This is a genomic window from Emticicia sp. (assembly GCF_043780375.1).
In the GTDB taxonomy this organism is placed as follows: Bacteria; Bacteroidota; Bacteroidia; order Cytophagales; family Spirosomataceae; genus Emticicia.
The window spans coordinates 1-17,799 of sequence record NZ_JAYWCU010000131.1; the positions used below are offsets into that span (position 1 = coordinate 1).

11 protein-coding genes are annotated in these 17,799 nt (G+C 36.4%); 4 read left to right on the forward strand and 7 right to left on the reverse strand.

The window, feature by feature from the left end; all coding sequences use genetic code 11:
- Positions 1-77: 77 nt before the first annotated feature.
- Positions 78-3,152 (reverse strand): SusC/RagA family TonB-linked outer membrane protein, encoded by a 3,075-nt coding sequence (locus ACH2CJ_RS10415; protein ID WP_394992690.1) that lies wholly within the window; start codon positions 3,150-3,152, stop codon positions 78-80.
- A 204-nt stretch (positions 3,153-3,356) separates the two neighbouring features.
- The gene (locus ACH2CJ_RS10420; protein ID WP_394992692.1) at positions 3,357-4,190 is read right to left on the reverse strand and encodes a ThuA domain-containing protein; all 834 of its coding nucleotides are present in this window, start codon (positions 4,188-4,190) and stop codon (positions 3,357-3,359) included.
- Positions 4,191-4,485: 295 nt separating this feature from the next.
- Between ACH2CJ_RS10420 and ACH2CJ_RS10425 the strand changes: the two genes are divergently transcribed.
- The 3 genes from ACH2CJ_RS10425 to ACH2CJ_RS10435 all read left to right on the forward strand — a co-directional run bounded on the left by ACH2CJ_RS10425 (position 4,486) and on the right by ACH2CJ_RS10435 (position 9,740).
- Complete coding sequence (locus tag ACH2CJ_RS10425) at positions 4,486-6,894, forward strand: penicillin acylase family protein (RefSeq protein ID WP_394992694.1); 2,409 nt, start codon at positions 4,486-4,488, stop codon at positions 6,892-6,894.
- 155 nt (positions 6,895-7,049) lie between these two features.
- Positions 7,050-7,508: a (2Fe-2S)-binding protein gene (locus ACH2CJ_RS10430; protein WP_394992696.1), complete on the forward strand. Its 459-nt coding sequence runs from the start codon at positions 7,050-7,052 to the stop codon at positions 7,506-7,508.
- A 90-nt stretch (positions 7,509-7,598) separates the two neighbouring features.
- Positions 7,599-9,740, forward strand: coding sequence for a molybdopterin cofactor-binding domain-containing protein (locus ACH2CJ_RS10435; RefSeq protein ID WP_394992698.1), 2,142 nt, complete (start codon positions 7,599-7,601; stop codon positions 9,738-9,740).
- A 110-nt stretch (positions 9,741-9,850) separates the two neighbouring features.
- On the opposite strand, the gene ACH2CJ_RS10440 is transcribed toward ACH2CJ_RS10435, so the two are convergent.
- The 3 genes from ACH2CJ_RS10440 to ACH2CJ_RS10450 form a co-directional block, all read right to left on the reverse strand.
- The gene (locus tag ACH2CJ_RS10440; RefSeq protein ID WP_394992699.1) at positions 9,851-12,640 is read right to left on the reverse strand and encodes an outer membrane beta-barrel protein; all 2,790 of its coding nucleotides are present in this window, start codon (positions 12,638-12,640) and stop codon (positions 9,851-9,853) included.
- A gap of 183 nt (positions 12,641-12,823) precedes the next feature.
- Positions 12,824-13,453, reverse strand: a complete 630-nt coding sequence (locus ACH2CJ_RS10445) for a hypothetical protein (protein WP_394992701.1) — start codon at positions 13,451-13,453, stop codon at positions 12,824-12,826.
- Entirely contained in the window at positions 13,450-13,941 is a 492-nt protein-coding gene (locus tag ACH2CJ_RS10450) for an RNA polymerase sigma factor (protein WP_394992703.1), read from the reverse strand. Before ACH2CJ_RS10450 ends, ACH2CJ_RS10445 begins: the two co-directional genes overlap by 4 nt.
- Before the next feature lie 200 nt (positions 13,942-14,141).
- On the opposite strand from ACH2CJ_RS10450, the gene ACH2CJ_RS10455 reads away from it, so the two are divergent.
- A complete protein-coding gene (locus tag ACH2CJ_RS10455; protein WP_394992704.1) occupies positions 14,142-15,428 on the forward strand; it encodes a glycosyltransferase family 4 protein in 1,287 nt (428 codons plus the stop codon).
- On the opposite strand, the gene ACH2CJ_RS10460 is transcribed toward ACH2CJ_RS10455, so the two are convergent.
- Positions 15,421-16,605, reverse strand: coding sequence for a hypothetical protein (locus ACH2CJ_RS10460; protein WP_394992706.1), 1,185 nt, complete (start codon positions 16,603-16,605; stop codon positions 15,421-15,423). The two genes, ACH2CJ_RS10455 and ACH2CJ_RS10460, sit on opposite strands and share 8 nt — an antisense overlap.
- An 85-nt stretch (positions 16,606-16,690) precedes the next feature.
- Entirely contained in the window at positions 16,691-17,530 is an 840-nt protein-coding gene (locus ACH2CJ_RS10465; protein WP_394992708.1) for a hypothetical protein, read from the reverse strand.
- Positions 17,531-17,799 lie beyond the last annotated feature (269 nt).

Below are 17,799 nucleotides of genomic sequence, written 5' to 3' on the forward strand. Positions count from 1 at the left end.
CGACGGTTGCTCCAACAAATAGCCAGTTTTTTATATTTTTGTTCATTTTATCCAATTGCTTAAGTAATTAATAAATATTAGAAACTGATATTTAAACCACCCATAAAGGTTTTTGCTTGTGGAGTAGTATAAAAGTCATAACCCAAAGCAATATTTGTTACCACATCATCGGCATTTACTTCAGGATCCCAACCAGAGTATTTCGTAAAGGTCAAAAGGTTTTGTCCTGTAAAGAAAACTCTTACATTGCTTAGTTTTATCTTATTAACAAGCGTTTTCGGTAAGTTATAGGCCAATGTTACATTACGCAAACGAACATAAGAACCATCTTCGATAAAACGGCTTGATGCTTGAGCTCCATTGTTGAAGAACAAACGAGCTTGCGGAACATCCGTATTGGTATTTTGAAGAGTCCAAGCAGCCAATTGATTGACTGTTTGGTTATCTTCAAAACGACCATTCGCCGAAGAGAAACGTCCTACACCATAGAAATTAAGTTTATTTCCAAATACACCATTGAAAAATACGCTTAATTCAACACCTTTATAGCTAAAAGTATTGGTTACACCAGCAGTCCACGTAGGTAACGGGCTTCCGATTACTACTCTTTGTGCTTGGCTATAAGTTTTGGTTGTGGCACGATCGATTGTTCCATCAGTATTCTTAGTATTCTTATAAAAAAGAGCATCACCATTGGCAGGGTCAACACCAGCGTATTCTACGGTAAAGAATGTACCCAATGGTTGTCCTTCTACGGCACGACTCATGTTGCTCAAACCACCTTCAATAATTTGACCTTGCAAGTCAGTGATTTTGTTTTTATTAGTCGACGCATTCAAACTTGTTTTCCATTTGAAATCGCCTACAAGGTTATCTGTATTCAATACGAATTCAAAGCCTTTATTTGTCAATGAACCTACATTTTTTACTTGTGTTGCAAAACCTGTTGTTCCCGGAACGTTTACGTTTAACAATAAACCAGTTGTATTCTTCTCATAATAATCAATTTCACCGTTGATACGGTTATTCAATAAACCAAAATCTAAGCCAATATCAACTTGTTGCGTAGATTCCCAACCCAATGCAGGATTTGCCAATTGAGAAGGACGTTGCCCAGGAATTGCACCATAGCCAGCATCACCAGTAAATAAACCTAACTGTGGAAAATTTCCAACCTCAGCATTACCAGTTTTACCCCAGCTTGCACGTAATTTCAGGAAGCTAATCAATTCAATTTTTTTCAAGAAACTTTCTTCTGAAAGCACCCATCCAGCCGAAATAGCAGGAAAGAAACCATAACGATTATCCGCACCGAAACGAGATGAACCATCAATACGAGCACTTAAACCTAACAAATATTTATCGTTGAATTTATAGTTGACACGGGTAAAATAAGAAGTAAAACGGTAGTCAGATTGTGTAGAACTGGCATCTGTTTTACGAGCTGCACTCGCAATCATGCGATAAGCATCTGATGGAAAATCTTTTCCTTCGGCAGCATTGGTTTTAGATTGCGAATTTTGATAGGACAAACCCGCCGTTGCATTAATTGTATGCTTGTCGAATGTATTGTCATATACAAAATAGTTATTAGTATTATAATTTTCAACTCTCACAAAACGATTGAAACCATAGCCAAGTGGGGCTCCAAAATTACGTTGAGTTTTGCTATTATAATATTGCTCTTCTTGTTGATTCAATAAATCTAAAGCAAATTCTGCACGGAAACGAAGTCCTTTGAAGATAGCATATTCGCCAAATACGTTGCTAATATTACGATGTACCGTAGTATTATAGTACGCATTACCAATATTAATGATACCATTATAATAAACTGGAATAGAAATATCACCTGGAGGTGTACCAACTGGAAGTCCAGTTTCGGGGTCGTTTTGAGGTGTCATTGGCGGCAAAGCAACTAACTGCAAAGGATTATCAAATTGACGGTCGCCTGATACACGCTCATTGAGCGAACGAGTAATGCTCATATTCATACCAATATTTAGGCGTTCCGTAACTTTATGAGTAAGATTCATACGACCCGTAAAACGATTAAAAGCATTTCCCAAAAGAATACCTGTTTGGTCAAGCATTTGCCCCGAAATGAAGAAGGTAGTTTTATCTGAACCACCACTAAGGTTCAAATCATACTGCTGTGAAGGTGCAGCTTGAAATGCCAAACTACCCCAATCTGTATCTGCTTGATTAGTTTTACCGAGTGTTCCTAAACTTTGTGTGTCGAAGAAGCTTTCCATATACGAAGTATAAGAATCTGGGTCTTTGGCATCATAGCCATCAATCACATCTGAGTTAGCTGCAGCAATACGATAAAAATCAATGTATTGCTTTGTATTCAAGAATTTTAAGATTTTAGTAGGTTTACTTTTACCATACTGCATACCGAAAGTAATTTTCGTTTTTCCTGCTTTACCTTTTTTAGTAGTGATCAAAACTACCCCATTGGCTGCACGAGCCCCATAAATGGCTCCAGCTGAAGCATCTTTCAAGATTTCGATTGATTCAATATCTTGTGGGTTGATATCTACTAATGGGTTGGTTTCTCCGCCACCAATACCAAGGTCACCTTGGGTTAAAGGGATTCCATCTAATACATATAATGGTTCGTTTGACGCTGAAACAGAAGACTGTCCACGAACTCGAACCTGAATTCCTTGAGCTAATTTACCAGTACCTTGATTAATCTGAACACCAGCAGCTTTTCCTTGAATACTTTGTTCAAAAGTTGTTACTGGCATATCTTGAATCTCACTTGCTCTAATTTTAACGATATTACCCGTCAAATCACGTTTGATTTGTGAGCCGTATCCTGTTACAACAACCTCATTTAGAGATTTAACATCTGAGCTGAGTGTAAAATCAACGATACTTCGATTCCCTACTGCTTGTTCGAAGTCTGCGAAGCCAATAAAACTGGCTTGTAGTGTAGCATTTGCAGGTACAGAGAGGTTATACACTCCTTTGTCATCCGTACTTGTGCCTTTTGAGGTGCCTTTGATAGTAATTGATACTCCTGGAAGTGGACTACCATCATCGCTGGATGTAACTTTTCCTGTTACAACGTTTTGTGCATTTCCCCAAAAAGAAACACTGAGGAATAGACAAGCCAACGAAATTCGTAAAAGTTTGTTCATACGTAGTTGTAGTTTGTTATTTAATTATTAAAAATTGTGAATTATATAAATAACTCTTCTAAAGCATTCAGAATTGCGTTAAAAGAGATTTTATTTAGGGATAAAACTTTATAAAACACAAATAAGTTTAAAAATTAAACTTTTAAATACCAATTATATTGTAATGTAACAATTACCTATCCGCACTCTAAATATATTGCCTTTCTATTTCTTTCCTTTGCCCAACCAAAGCAAACTATTGATAATCAATTTATTTTGGGTTTCGTTGGCAAACTGAAACGATAATTCTTTATTGGTTCTATGCTCATAATCAATATCGTTATGCCCCATATTTAGGTACAACATTCTGTAATTTTTATTTGTCCAAACCACAGGATAGTAGCCACTATGCCAAATTTCATGGACTTTTGGGCCTGTTCCCAATGGAAAACTGGTAGAATCTATGGAAAGTAAGATTTTAATATTATTATTTTTTCGCAAGTCATTTTCCCATCTGTACCATTCATTGGGTGAAGATGTGAAAGTTTCGGGTAGTTTTTTTGTTGCAGGATGTGTTCGATTTTCAACTCTCAAGATAGCAGAAGTGGGTCGCCAAGTATTGCTTTTGTATTGACCAGAACCCAAAAATTGGTTATGATACCAGTCCCAATCTTGATTAAATTTTGAATTATTGAGAGCAAAAGCCGCAAAATGAAAACCAATCCAAGCTCCGCCCTTATCCATATATTGCTGAAAGGCCTCTCTTTGAGATGGTTCTTCGGGACGAGTATCTAAGAATAGTACAATTTGATATTTCGATAAAAACTCAGCGTTGAGGTTTTCCCAATTATTGGTTGAGTCATAAGAAAAATGATATTTTCGTGCCATTTCAGGAAACCAACGATTGGCCTCATGCACAAAACTTATGTGGGCTTGATCATTTTTGGCAGTGTAGAAAGCTATAATTTTGAATTTTGAAGTAGAATTTTGAGCATATAATCCATTGATGGTCAATAAGATGAAAGCAAAATTTAAAATTATTTTTCTTAGGTTTTTCATTGAGCTGGTTTTTTCCCAAATATAAAACCTAAATGCCTATCTCTTCATCAAAATTTGTTTTTAATAATAATGGGGATTTCTAAATAACAAAATTCCTCTTTTTAGTCATTATACAGACAATTTTACATTAATTTTATCAACATAATGACTAAGTTAATGCTTTGATAAACGGTATGAAAACCTTGATAAATGCGGAGTAATACTATTAAAATCTTTAATGAAACTTTTGACTAAAACTTCAATTTATTCTTGCTATTTTTACATCTGTTTCTTCAACTCTAAAAACTGTTATTCGATGAAAATCTTCAAGAAAATCTTGCTTGGATTGCTTGTTATACTTGTTATCGTAGCAATTGGCATTTATTTCTGGCTACAAAGTACTAAACCAAATCTCAATACCGAACTCCAAATCAAAGGCTTGAAAGCACCAGTCGAAGTGCTTTATGATGATTATGGCGTGCCGCATATTTACGCCCAAAACGAAGAAGATTTGTTTCAAGCATTTGGCTATGTTCATGCCCAAGACCGACTTTTTCAAATGGAGTTGGTTCGACGCTTGGCAGATGGTCGTTTGTCCGAGCTTTTTGGAGATAAAGCTCTCGCTTCGGACAAATTTTTCCGTACCCTAAGTTTCCGCAAACACGCCCAATGGACAATTGACTCTGTTGTGATGAAAAATCCAGACGCTCCATTTGTAAAAGCAGCTCAAGCCTATATAAAAGGTGTCAATGAATATATTCAAAATGGCAAAACGCCTATTGAGTTTTCAATCATTGGTATCAAAAAAACGCCATTTGAAATGGCCGATATGCAAATAATTATGGGCTATATGGGTTTTACTTTTGCCGAAGCATTTCGTTCAGAAGCTATTTCTACCATGATTCAGAATAAATATGGTTCCGAATATCTGAAAGATGTAATGTCGGGTTGGCCCGACAATGAGCCCAAAATACCAACAAATGCACAAGAAAAAATTGCATCTTCTTTGACATTAGCAAAAATGGCAAATCAGTTGGCAGCCATCGAAATAAATGCTCCTTTTCCGCCTTATCATGGTTCAAATGGTTGGGTAATTGCTGGTTCGAAAACTAAATCGGGTAAACCTATTTTATCGAATGATACGCACATTGCTTTCTCGCAGCCTTCGGTTTGGTACGAAGCACATTTGGAATGTCCAAATTTTAAATTCTACGGAAATTTTTTGGCAGGAACACCCGTCGGAGCTTTGGGGCATTCGCAATATGGCGGCTGGGGTTTGACAATGTTTGAAAACGACGATGTTGATTTTTTTCGTGAGAAAGCAAATCCTGCCAATGCCAACCAAGTTTGGTACAAAGACCACTGGGAAGACTTGAAAGTACGAGATGAATTTATCAAAGTAAAAGATGCGGCTGATGTTAAAATTTCGGTAAAAACTTCTCGTCATGGAATTTTGATGAATGAAAGTTTTGATAAAATGGCTGACCAAAAAGACCCGATTGCTTTATGGTGGGTTTTCAACCAATTTCCGAGTTATCATTTGGAGGCTTTTTATAACATAGCTCATGCAAAAAATGCCACCGAAGTAGGTAAAGCAGTAAGTAAACTCACCTCGCCAGGACTAAATATCATGTGGGGCGATACCGAAGGGAATATCGCTTGGTGGGCAGCAGGAAAATTGCCTAAACGCCCCGCACACGTCAATCCGATGTTGATTTTAGATGGCTCAACGGGCAATGACGACCCACAAGGTTGGTACGATTTTTCGTTGAATCCTCAAATCTTGAACCCAAAAAGAGGCATACTTTATACCGCCAATAATCAACCTGCCGATATGGGAAATGGCTTAATACCAGGCTATTATGTACCGGGAAATCGTGCAAGCAGAATCGAACAACTGATTTTTACTGACAAAAAAGATTGGACACAAGAAAGTGTCAGAAAAGTTATCAATGATGTTACATCTTCTTCATTTACTGGACTTTTGAAAGATATTTTACCTGTGGTTGAAATAAATAAATTGACACCTTCTGCAAAAATTGGTTTAGAAAAATTAGCAAAATGGGACGGTTCGCACGACTTGGAAGATACTGAACCAACGATTTATTACCGTTTTCTCTATCATTTCTTTGTTAATACCATCAAAGATGAGTTAGGTAATGAAGTTTTCAAGGCTTTTGAGCATAATGCAAATTTCAAGCGAAATATGGCCTCTTTGATGCGAAATGATGCTTCGCCATGGTGGGACAATATTTCCACAAAAAACAAAGAAACTCGTACCGAAATATTGACAAAATCAATGAATGAAGCATTAGAAAGTTTGGATAAACAACTCGGAAATGATATGACTGCGTGGAAATGGGGAAAAGTGCATACGCTCACCCATAACCATCCTCTGGGAATTTTGCCAGTTGTCGGAAAATATTTCAATGTTGGGCCACTCGCCGCTACAGGGGGGCGAGAAACCATTAATAACCTTGATTTTTCGGTTGATTCGAGCGGTACGTATAAAGTTACTTACGGCCCTGCATTGCGTAGAATTATTGACTTTGCCGATGCTGACCATAGCAGAAGCATACTTCCAAGCGGGCAGTCAGGAAATTTTATGAGCAAGCATTATGACGATCAAGCAGAAATGTTTGTCAAGGGAGGTTCACGCCTTGAGCTGATGAATCGGGCAGAGATTGAAAAAGTAAAAACTGGGAAATTGATTTTGAAACCCTGATTTGAAATCAAAAATAAAAATCCCGCTTACCTACAAATCGCTAAAAAACTTCTTTTGGTCGAAAATATTAATAATAAATCATACTTTTCTAACATTTTTAAAAACTTTTTGTTTAATTTTATTATAGATTTAGACATTCAATAAACATTTCAATAATGGCAAATTACAATCTTAAAATCAATGGTCGAGAGTACAAAACTGATGCCTCGCCCGATACGCCTTTACTATGGGTTTTACGAGACAATTTAGGCCTTGTTGGCACTAAATATGGTTGTGGAATGGCTCAATGCGGAGCTTGCACCGTACACGTAAATGGTGAAGCAACTCGCTCTTGTGTATTGCCTATTTCGTCGGTAGCTGATGCTAAAATCACTACTATCGAAGGACTTTCCGAAAAAGGTGACCACCCTGTGCAACTGGCTTGGGACGCAATTGATGTACCTCAATGTGGCTACTGTCAAGCAGGACAAATGATGACTGCGGCAGCTTTCTTGAAAAAGAATGCAAAACCAAGTTTGGAAGAAATTGAAGCTACGATGTCAACCCATTTGTGTCGTTGTGGAACTTACCATCGCATCAAAGAAGCAGTACAATTGGCTGCTACTAAAATGTAGTTTTCAGTCAATCGTCTATGGACAACGGTCGATAATTTCTTTTAAACAAATTATCTGCCACAATTCTTTACCAAAAAACAGATACTAACAATGACAAAAAATAATAGCCGTCGAGATTTTCTAAAATCTGCGGCACTCACCAGTGGAGGCTTGATTTTGGGTTTCAATTGGTTTGGCAATGAGGCATTAGCAGCCCAAGTAATGAACGGCATTTCGGCAGAAGGCAATGCTACATTCAACGCTTTTCTTTCGATCCAAAGTAATGGAATTGTAACTATTTTTTCACCAAATCCAGAAATTGGACAAGGTATAAAAACAGCGTTTCCAATAATCGTTGCCGAAGAATTAGACGTTGACTGGGCAAATGTAAAAGTTTTACAAGCTCCCTTAGATACCAAAAAATTTGAACGTCAAGTAGCGGGTGGTAGTGGCTCGATTCCCCATTCGTGGCAACGCCTCCGCAAAGCAGGGGCAACCGCACGCCAAATGCTCATAGAAGCAGCAGCCAAACGCTGGAAAGTTCCTGCCAGCGAATGTTCGACCGAAAAAAGTTTTGTTGTTCATACTTCAGGCAAAAAGTTAGGCTACGGTGAATTAGCCGCAGAAGCAGCTCAAATTACCCCACCAACCGATGTTAAATTGAAGGACATTAAAGATTTCAAACTCATTGGTTCTACTATTAAAGGTGTTGATAATAAAGATATTTTAACTGGAAAAGCACTTTTTGGCATTGATTTTTATAGAGAAGGAATGTTGTTCTCGATGATTCAACGTCCACCTGCATTTGGTTTGAAACTGAAATCTTTCGATGCCACAGCAGCGAAAGCATTGCCAGGAATTGTTGATGTAATTTCATTCAAAGACAAAGTGGCTATTGTCGGGAAATCAACTTGGGAAGTTAAAAAAGCCCGTGATTTAGTAAAAATTGAGTGGGAAAAATCAGCAACGCTCGAAAGTAGCGACGACCATAATAGAATATTCAAGGAATTACTTGATGGAAAAACCGAAGTTCGTCGCAAGGATGGTGATGTAGAAACAGCATTCAAAAATGCTGCCAAGATTGTAGAAGCAGAATACCAATGTCCGTTTTTGCCGCATAACCCAATGGAACCGATGAACTTCTTTGCTCACGTTCGAGCTGATGGAGTAGAATTAGTTGGTCCGACACAAACACCACAAAATGCTCAGAATCAAACGGCTAAGTTATTAAACATTACTGCCGATAAAGTTACGGTTGAACTAACTCGTATGGGTGGTGGTTTTGGTCGCCGTTTGGGTACAGATTATGTGTTGGAGGCTGTAGAAGTTTCAAGTGTTATGAAAGCTCCTGTAAAAGTTATGTGGACTCGTGAAGACGACATGACAGGCGGAAGTTATCGCCCAGCGGTACGTTATCGTTTCCGTGCTGCTCTCGACAAACAAGGCAATATGATTGGTTATACGCTTCGTGGAGCAGGCATCAATGCAGGAAATCCAACTCGCCAAGATAATTTTCCAGCTGGAGCAGTACCAAATCTTTTGATAGATTCGGCCGAACATAAATCTGCCATTACAACGGGGCCTTGGAGAGCTCCAATTACTAATTTTTTGGCATTTGCCGAACAATCTTTTATTGACGAAGTAGCAACTGCCGCAGGAAAAGATGCTGTGCAGTTTAGGTTAGAATTATTGGAGAAAGCCAAAACAGCACCAGCGGGAGAAATTAAATATAACATTGACCGTATGAAAGCAGTCATTGAATTGGCTGCTGAAAAATCAGGTTGGGGAAAGAAGAAAAAAGGGGTAAGTTTAGGTTTCAGTGTTTATTTCTCGCACGCATCTTATGTTGCCCAAGTGGCGGAAGTTGTTATGAAAAAAGGCAAGCCTGTTTTACAAAAAATATATGCAGCCGTTGATTGTGGCGTAGTTGTGAACCAAAGTGGAGCAAGAAACCAAGTAATGGGTGGAATTGTTGATGGAATCGGGCATGCAATGTATGGTAATCTGACTTTCAAAGAAGGCAAACCCGACCAACAAAATTTCAATGCGTTCAGATTAATAAAAATGAACGAAATCCCTGCGATTGAAGTAACTTTTGTTAATAATGGCATTGACCCAACAGGTTTGGGCGAACCTGCCCTCCCTCCTACGGGCGGCTCGGTTGCCAATGCGATTTTCAAAGCAACGGGCAAACGCATTCGTAATCAACCATTTATTGAGCAAGACGAAAAAATGTTTGAGAGCGTTTCGTAAGAATTGCTTAAAACTTCATAAAAAAACTGCAAGGATTCTAAAAAAATTCTTGCAGTTTTTTTATGAAGTAAAAACCATTAATAAATTAGCTATTCGGCAGGTTTTTAAAACTATTTTTTACCCCCCTGATTTCTCACTGTATATGTAAAAGTAAGCAAAAAGTAGCGACTAAGTGTATTTGATCGGTCAATTTCAAAGAAATTATCGTCCGACCGTTGCGAAAGATAAATATTTCTCTTGAGTAAATCTTGCACCGAAAACATCAATTCGCCTCGATTGTTTTTCAGGAAAAGATGTTTCACAGCAATATTCCAAATCGGAATTGCTTTTAGACTACTTTTCAGGCGAGAACTTTGATAATAGGTATAGTCAAAATCAGTAGCAAAAGTAAAATCTTTGGTGATTTTCCAGCGAAAATCTGTAGTGTTCTTGAAAACGGAGAATGTCTGATTAAACTCCTTATTGACCGAATATTCAACAAAAGATTTTTGATAATAAGTATTGAACACAAAGTTTATTTTATCGGTCAAATAAGTAATCTTAAAATCACCACGATATTGGTTTTGAGTATTAAGGTTATTTACGCTATTGACCAAACTATTTCCTTGAGAAACCAAATAACGAGGATTGACCGAAAAACGGAGGCGATTTTTTTGTTTCCCTACCGAAAAGGTATAACTAAAACCAATATTTCCATTCCAACGATAAGGCAAATTGACGGGCTGAGTTGTCCTTACGAGCGTTTCGCTTACTGTTTGTGCATAGCCAATGGCATTTTGGGTATAGTTCACATTTCCACTCACCCCAATATTTGTAAAAGTTTTTGGATTAAAAATATTCTCATTGATAATCAAACGATGAATGTATTCGGGTTTGAGGTCGGGGTTTCCCAAAAAAATATTTTGTGGGTTATTATTTACCGTTATGGGCTGTAAATCTCTTACCGAAGGCTCATTTATAGACGTATTATATTCAAGCGTTGTGCTATTACTTTTTGATTTTGCTTTGTTTTTAACAGCATCTTTACGGAAAGAATACCGCATGGAAGGCAAGATATTCTGAAATGAACGCTGCAACATATTATCAGTTCCTCGCTTCAAAATACTCTGCAAAACTGATTTTTGATAAAAAAGTCCAACCATAAAGGTTTTTTCTTTGGTTTCTTTATTGACTTTAAAACCCGCTTGCTGAAAATTAAAATTACTGTTATAGGCATTGCTCAAAGTCGTATTTTCTACTCGAACATTGCTGATAATATCCCAAACATTAAAATTAGACCGATTGATATTTTGCTGATACGCATAATTGCCCTCAAGCGTAGTGTTTTTTCCTAAAGGCTCTGTATATGTCAACTGAATACGTTGGTTTTGCTGCGTCGTACGTCGGGCATTTGCTTGATTGATAACTCGCTCAACAATTTGTCCATTTACTTGATTTTGGTTCAAAGTATTGGTCGAATCGTTGTTTTTATCTTGATTTAAATTCAAAACAGCATTAAGGCTGATGCTTCGGCGAGGTAAAGTGAAGCGATGGCGAAGCAATAAGCTATTATTGAAACTCAAGCCTTGCGAATAATTTTGAACATTACGATTTGAATAGTTCGCTACGGTGGTACTATCGGTACTTGTACTAATTTTCGACAAGCTATTTGTGTTGGCATCCCCCGAAACGGTATTCAAACCTGTGGTGAATCGGAGCATATTTCGCTCGTTGAATTGGTGTCGCAAAGTAGCATTAAATCTGTGGTTAAGATTATCACGGTCTTGCGTAGTTTTTTGGTCGGTATTGATAATTCTTCCAGGCAAAAAACTCTGTCTTGTCAAATTTCGAACTAAATCAGTGTGGCTAGCATTGAAAAAATAACTGCTTTGTACCGACGATTTTGTGGCGTATTGGTTATTATAATTTAGCCCGGCCCCCTCGGTCGCAATAATGCCTGGGCGTTTTCCTACCACAATTGGCAAATTGACGCTTGCCGAACCTCCTCCACCGCCATTTCCTCGATTGGATTGATTATTTAAACCCGAAAAATTAGAGGCATCTTGCGGCGTAAAACCTTGTTGGTTAAGGTTATTGAACAATGCAATTACCGAAAATTGCTCACTCGGACTAAAACGATTAATGGAAGTTTTAAGGTTATAATAAGGGTCTGATTCCGCCAAAGATGGCATTCCTGCCGCCGAACCAAAACCGAAAGTGCCAATTTTGTGGGTATTTTTGAGCGTTACGTTGATTACCATTTCACGCTCGCCATCGTCTACACCCGAAAACTCGGCTTGCTCTGTCTTTTTTTCAACTACCTGAATCTTATCAATTGATTCAGCAGGAAGATTTTTGAGAGCCAATTGTGGGTCATTTCCAAAAAATTCTTTGCCATCAATATATAGTTTTTTAATGACTTTGTTTTGGGTTTTTATACCGCCATTTTCGTCAATTTCGAGAGCAGGAACTTTCCTCAAGAGGTCTTCCAAATTATCATTTTGTTGAGGTTTCAAAACTCCCGCATCAAATTCGAGCGTATCTTTTTTTACCACAACAGGCTCTTTATTACCTTTTACAACAACTTCACTCAGAATATTTTCGGCATTTGATAAGTATATTTTGCCTAAATCGAGGTTTTCTGCACTATTTACGATGGTTTGATAAGTAGTAGTGTAACCAACAAGTGAGATTTTAAGAATGTATTTTTGAGAAACCAACGACTGAAATTCAAATGAACCATCTTCTTTTGAAAATTGATTGGCAACATTGGTCGAATCTTTTTGGCTTATTAAACTTAGTGTAGCAAAATATACAGGTTGGTTGGTTTCATCAACGACAATACCTTTGATGCTGATTTTCTGTTGTGCAGAAGCCAAGAACGAAAAAAAAATGAAGAATAAAAATAAAATTTTTTTCATGAAATTGGCTTGTTGAGGTCAAATATTCCAATAAAGCAAAGATAAAGCTAAAAGTACAAATATGAGCATCAGACACTACTCAAAAGGCAATGAAAACGTCAATTCTGTACTTTTATTAGACCAACCATGTATAATTTTCGTCAAGAATACCAAAGTTTTTAAGACAAACCATTCAAACCACTTTCAATTTTCTTTCAAATCCAGCGATAATTCCTCCAATTCTTTCAAATCTTTCTTGAATGCTTCACTCTTTTTGTTTTTGAAAGCCCCTAATTTGAAAGTGATAAAATAAATAGCAATACAAATGAAGAGCGGTATAAGTGTATCTAAAATTGCCATGGAAAGTGGTTTATTGGCAAGTTTATGAGGCAGAAACGAGAAAATAGTCAAGCAACCCGAAACAAACATAATTGCCACAAACCATCCTTCGGCTTTTTTATTTTTTTCGTAGCCATCAATCATTTTTTGCAAGAAAAAGCTCAAATTAGCATCAGTTATATCGGTTTTTATCATTCGGTAAACTTTAAAAAGCACCACAATTGCCATTAGATTTCCAACAGAAAGGAATAAAAATGGCATAAACTGCCACAAATAATCAAAATCAAAAGGATTTCCTGCAAAAACAGCTATTAAGAAAAAGAACTCTAAAAACATCAATAACAATAAGAGCATATTATCTCTTTTGATGCTTGAAATTCTCGAATTTGACCGTTCTCTAATCATACTAAAAATTATTTTTTCATTGATTGCTTGCGATGATCGCAATTTTTGGTCGTAAACCTGCCATGCAGATTTTAGTTCTTCTAAGTTCATGATTCGTTTGATTTAATAATTTTTTCCAATTTTATTTTTATTCTATTCAATCTTACGCCTACATTTGAGTGACTAATACCTATGATTTCGGCGATTTCGTTATAATTTTTTTCTTCCAAATAAAGCATAATAATTGCTTTTTCTATTTCAGATAATTTTTCGATAGCCTGATTCAACAAATTCATGTTTTCATTTTCGTCAGTATAAAAATTCATGTCTGGAATTTGAAATTCGGCATCAGAGATTGATTTTCTGTCAGGCTTTTTGCTTTCTTTTCTAAAATTAGAGATGGCAGTATTCAAAGCCACTCGATACATCCATGAAGTATTCATCGATTCGCTTCTAAAACTTGGATAAGCCCTCCAGAGCTGCAAAATAATTTCTTGAAAAAGGTCTTTTTTATCCTCTTCATCGTGGCAATACAAATTGCAAACTTTGTAAATAATGCCCCGATGCACATTTATCATTTCGACAAAATCTTTTTCCATCTGATTTTTATTTCGTTTGAACAATTAGTCGCAAGAAGGTATAAAAACTTACAGAACTGTGAATATTTTTTTTAGACTACGACGGGTTTCCTTAGCCATCTGGGTGAAAAGCACAATCGTACTTTTTCAACTATCAGCTATTTATCTCGCAAATTTTCACTTAATTCGCATCAATTATTTACTTAAATACATTATTTTTCTTGAAAATTCTCCTTATAAATACCGACGACTCAATGGGCGGAGCAGCCATCGCCTGCTTACGTCTACTTGCCGTTTTAGAACACATCGAAGGTATTGAAGTAAATATATTAGTCCAAGAAAAAAAGCGTAATAATCTGAATATCAATGCAATAGCGAATAGTTGGATACAGAAAAAACTGGCTTTTACAAGATTTGCTTTGGAGCGTTTGTACTTTCGTTTTTTTGAGAAAAACGAACAAATTCGCTTTGCATTTTCGCCAGCCAACATCGGTATTGACATTTCGGAACATCGTTTGGTTCAAGAAGCCGATATCATTCATTTGCATTGGATAAACTTCGGTTTTCTTTCAATCAATACACTCGAAAAACTTTTCAAACTCAATAAACCTATCGTCTGGACCTTGCACGATATGTGGGCTTTTACAGGTGGATGCCACCACAGCGGCGATTGCGAAAACTACCAAATCTCATGCGGAAATTGTAATCAATATCTGAGAAACCCTGCTGAAAATGATTTATCAAATAAAGTATGGCAACGGAAAAATACAATTTTCAAGCCTGAGTTCATTTCTAAAACAACCATTGTCGGATGCAGTCAATGGCTTACGAATCGAGCAAAGAAAAGTAGTTTATTAAAAGATTTTTCGGTAAAATCCATTCCAAATCCTTTGGACACAAATCTTTTTAGTCCACAAAACAAAGCAGAAGCAAGGCAAAAATTAGGTTTGCCGATTAACAAAAAATTGATACTTTTTGTAGCAGCAAAAGTTTCGGTAATTTGGAAAGGGTTTAGCTATTTTCAGGAATCTTTAGAAATTTTAAAGTCAAAAGTATCTACGGGCTGCGAAACGCATAATCAAGATATTGAATTAGTAATTCTGGGTGAAAGTGATGAAGCAACAATTCAAAAACTTCCCTTTAAAGCCCATGCTTTAGGCAAAATTTTTGACTTGCAGCAAATCGTTTCCGTTTACGCAGCTGCCGATGTTTTTGTCATTCCTTCTATTCAAGAAAATTTACCAAATACTATTATGGAAGCAATGGCTTGTGGCACGCCAGTGGTTGGTTTTGAAGTAGGCGGAATCCCAGAAATGATTGAGCATAGAGAAAACGGATTCTTGGTAAAATACAAATCAACCCAAAATTTTGCTGAAGGAATTAATTGGGTGCTTTTTGAAGCAAATCATGCAGAATTATCTAAAAATGCTCGCCAAAAAGTATTGGATAATTATTCGGAGAAAGTGGTGGTTGAGCAGTATTTGGAAGTTTATCGTTCGCTTATTTAATTACAAACTCTGCAATTTCTTCGTAGGCATCAACAACCATTTTTTGAAGATTAATATTCAGTTTTTGTGCATTTTTCTTTTTATCTGCCAAGTTTTCTTTAGTTAAACTCTCCAAATAGTGCCTGATTTGATTACTTAAATCTTGTTGCTCATTAATAAGCCAAGCCGCTTCTTGCAGCATATCCCAATTATCGCTTTCCTCACTACCGCAAAACAAAATTGCCCCACCAGCCGCTACCGCACTCACAGCTTTCGAGGGAATCATGAGATGCGTATATTTTGAAAGTAAACTCACCAAATGCACATCAATAAAATTGAGTTGGCTTCGTGGCACATTTGTCAAAATCGTAATTCCTGCTCTATTTTTAGCAATTTCAAGCACTTTTTCTGCTTTTTTGCCATAAAGTGCCAAAATCAAATGATGCTTTGCAGGATTAAAGGCTTTGATAAATTCAATCAAAAAATTTTCATTATGAGCATCGTTAAGATTCCCACAATAGCCAAAATAGGTTTTTTCTTCAATCAGGTGGCTATCCATTTTTCGCCACTCAGGAAGTTGACTTTCATAAGTTTGATGAAAAATAACCCCACAAGGAAGAATGGTGATATTCATACCGTTTGCCAACTGTGGAGTATGAACTGTGATTTTTTTACGTATAAACTTCGCCTGTTTTTTTCCAAGAGCAATAAGTTTTTGAGGAGGATTTTGATAAGTTTTATTTAGAATCCAACGATATAAAAAGTTTTTTTCTGAAATCATTCCAATTGCTACAAATGCCTCTGGAAATAAATCCATTGACCACAAAGCCCATTTTTTTTCTCTCAAAAACAATGAAGCCCAAAACGGTAAAAGTGGCGGACTCGTCATGCAAATTATGGGTGAATCAATATCGACTTTTTCAGCTTTCTGAATCAAAAAATAACCGTCAAAAAAACCTGCAACGAGTCGAAGAAACTTGTTTTTTCCTTCATAAATAGATGATAATGAATGAATTATACCAACTGGCTCACGTATTTGTCCGCCACCATCATCACTACCTTTCATATTTACAACATGAACTTCAATATGATGTTTTTCAATCAAATATTTAGCTAAATCCCAAGCAGATTCTCCCGTAATTCCAGGGTTCGGTGGATAATGACGGTTGATGATTATGAGCGTTTTTTTTTCAGACATTACTACGCCAAATATTGTTTGAAATGCAGAAATTGTCAAATCGCTTTTTTTAAAAAGCGTCAATCCTGATATATCTTAAAAAAAATTAATCCTGTAAACTTTTATATTTGTATCCTCGTGCCAAATCATACCTAAACACAAGCCCAAAATTATAACTAATTCCTTTTAAAAGTTGCTGTGCCTCTGCAATTTTATTGGCATTAATTGAATAAGTTAAATCTGACCGCACAATTCCATTAGCTCCAAAATTTCCTCGTCCAAAAATCGCCACGGAAAGTGTATTTGAAATTCGCCCTTGTAATTCCACCGAAATTTCGAATTGAGCAAGTCCTTTTTTCTGCAAAAATGTTTCAGATTTTAGTTTTATACTATCTCTTTGAGTATTATTTCCTGAAACTCCACTAAAATTTCGCACCGATATTTGTCCATTTTTTGCATTGGTAGCAAGCAATACTCCCGCCCCTACATAAATAGCAGCAGTTTTAGTAATTGCATCAAGTGTAACAAGCTTGTATTTGAATCGAAGTGGTATAGTTTGTAAATTAGTTCCTAAGCGATAAGTAAAAGGAATTCCTCGACCAGAACTAATAGTCTGTATAAAATAACTTGGATTTTTGTAATAACCTGTCTCAAAAGCCCACTGATTATTCATATTATAGCCCAATTCTACGCCCCAAAATAGTTCATTATTTTTTTGCCCTGCTAACAAATTATTCAAACTATTATTTTGGCTGAAATAATTTTGTTTAAATCCTCCTTCCAGTCCAACATACAAACTTATTACCTTACGATTGAGGTTCGGATAAGCATTATTTCGCACATCTTTTCGTTGGCTCGGCAGTTTATAATATTCATCGGTTTCTTGACTGAATAAATCAAAGCTAATAGTTAAAAAAAAACTTGCTAAAAATATAAATGATTTCATTAACGAAAATTATTTTCAAATCTATTCAAAAGACGAAGCCAATGAAAGAAAAGTTGCCATTAAAAAAATGAGATTTTCATTAGCAAAGAAAAAATATAATTATTCTTTGATTTTTTAATAAATAACGAAAGAATCATGGTAAAATTTCGTGATTATAGAGAAAAGAAAATTTATCTTTGTAGAAGAAATCCAAAATCCTTACAAATGTTTGAGCGTGTAAGAAATGAGTAAATTTACTCATTTGCTCATTCATCACTCACTCACTATTC

Bases quoted from the DNA above. Each gene is read 5' to 3' on its own strand.
- ACH2CJ_RS10415 (WP_394992690.1), bottom strand. From the start codon at position 3,152: ATGAACAAACTTTTACGAATTTCGTTGGCTTGTCTATTCCTCAGTGTT.
- ACH2CJ_RS10420 (WP_394992692.1), bottom strand. From the start codon at position 4,190: ATGAAAAACCTAAGAAAAATAATTTTAAATTTTGCTTTCATCTTATTG.
- ACH2CJ_RS10425 (WP_394992694.1), top strand. From the start codon at position 4,486: ATGAAAATCTTCAAGAAAATCTTGCTTGGATTGCTTGTTATACTTGTT.
- ACH2CJ_RS10430 (WP_394992696.1), top strand. From the start codon at position 7,050: ATGGCAAATTACAATCTTAAAATCAATGGTCGAGAGTACAAAACTGAT.
- ACH2CJ_RS10435 (WP_394992698.1), top strand. From the start codon at position 7,599: ATGACAAAAAATAATAGCCGTCGAGATTTTCTAAAATCTGCGGCACTC.
- ACH2CJ_RS10440 (WP_394992699.1), bottom strand. From the start codon at position 12,640: ATGAAAAAAATTTTATTTTTATTCTTCATTTTTTTTTCGTTCTTGGCT.
- ACH2CJ_RS10445 (WP_394992701.1), bottom strand. From the start codon at position 13,453: ATGAACTTAGAAGAACTAAAATCTGCATGGCAGGTTTACGACCAAAAA.
- ACH2CJ_RS10450 (WP_394992703.1), bottom strand. From the start codon at position 13,941: ATGGAAAAAGATTTTGTCGAAATGATAAATGTGCATCGGGGCATTATT.
- ACH2CJ_RS10460 (WP_394992706.1), bottom strand. From the start codon at position 16,605: ATGTCTGAAAAAAAAACGCTCATAATCATCAACCGTCATTATCCACCG.
- ACH2CJ_RS10465 (WP_394992708.1), bottom strand. From the start codon at position 17,530: ATGAAATCATTTATATTTTTAGCAAGTTTTTTTTTAACTATTAGCTTT.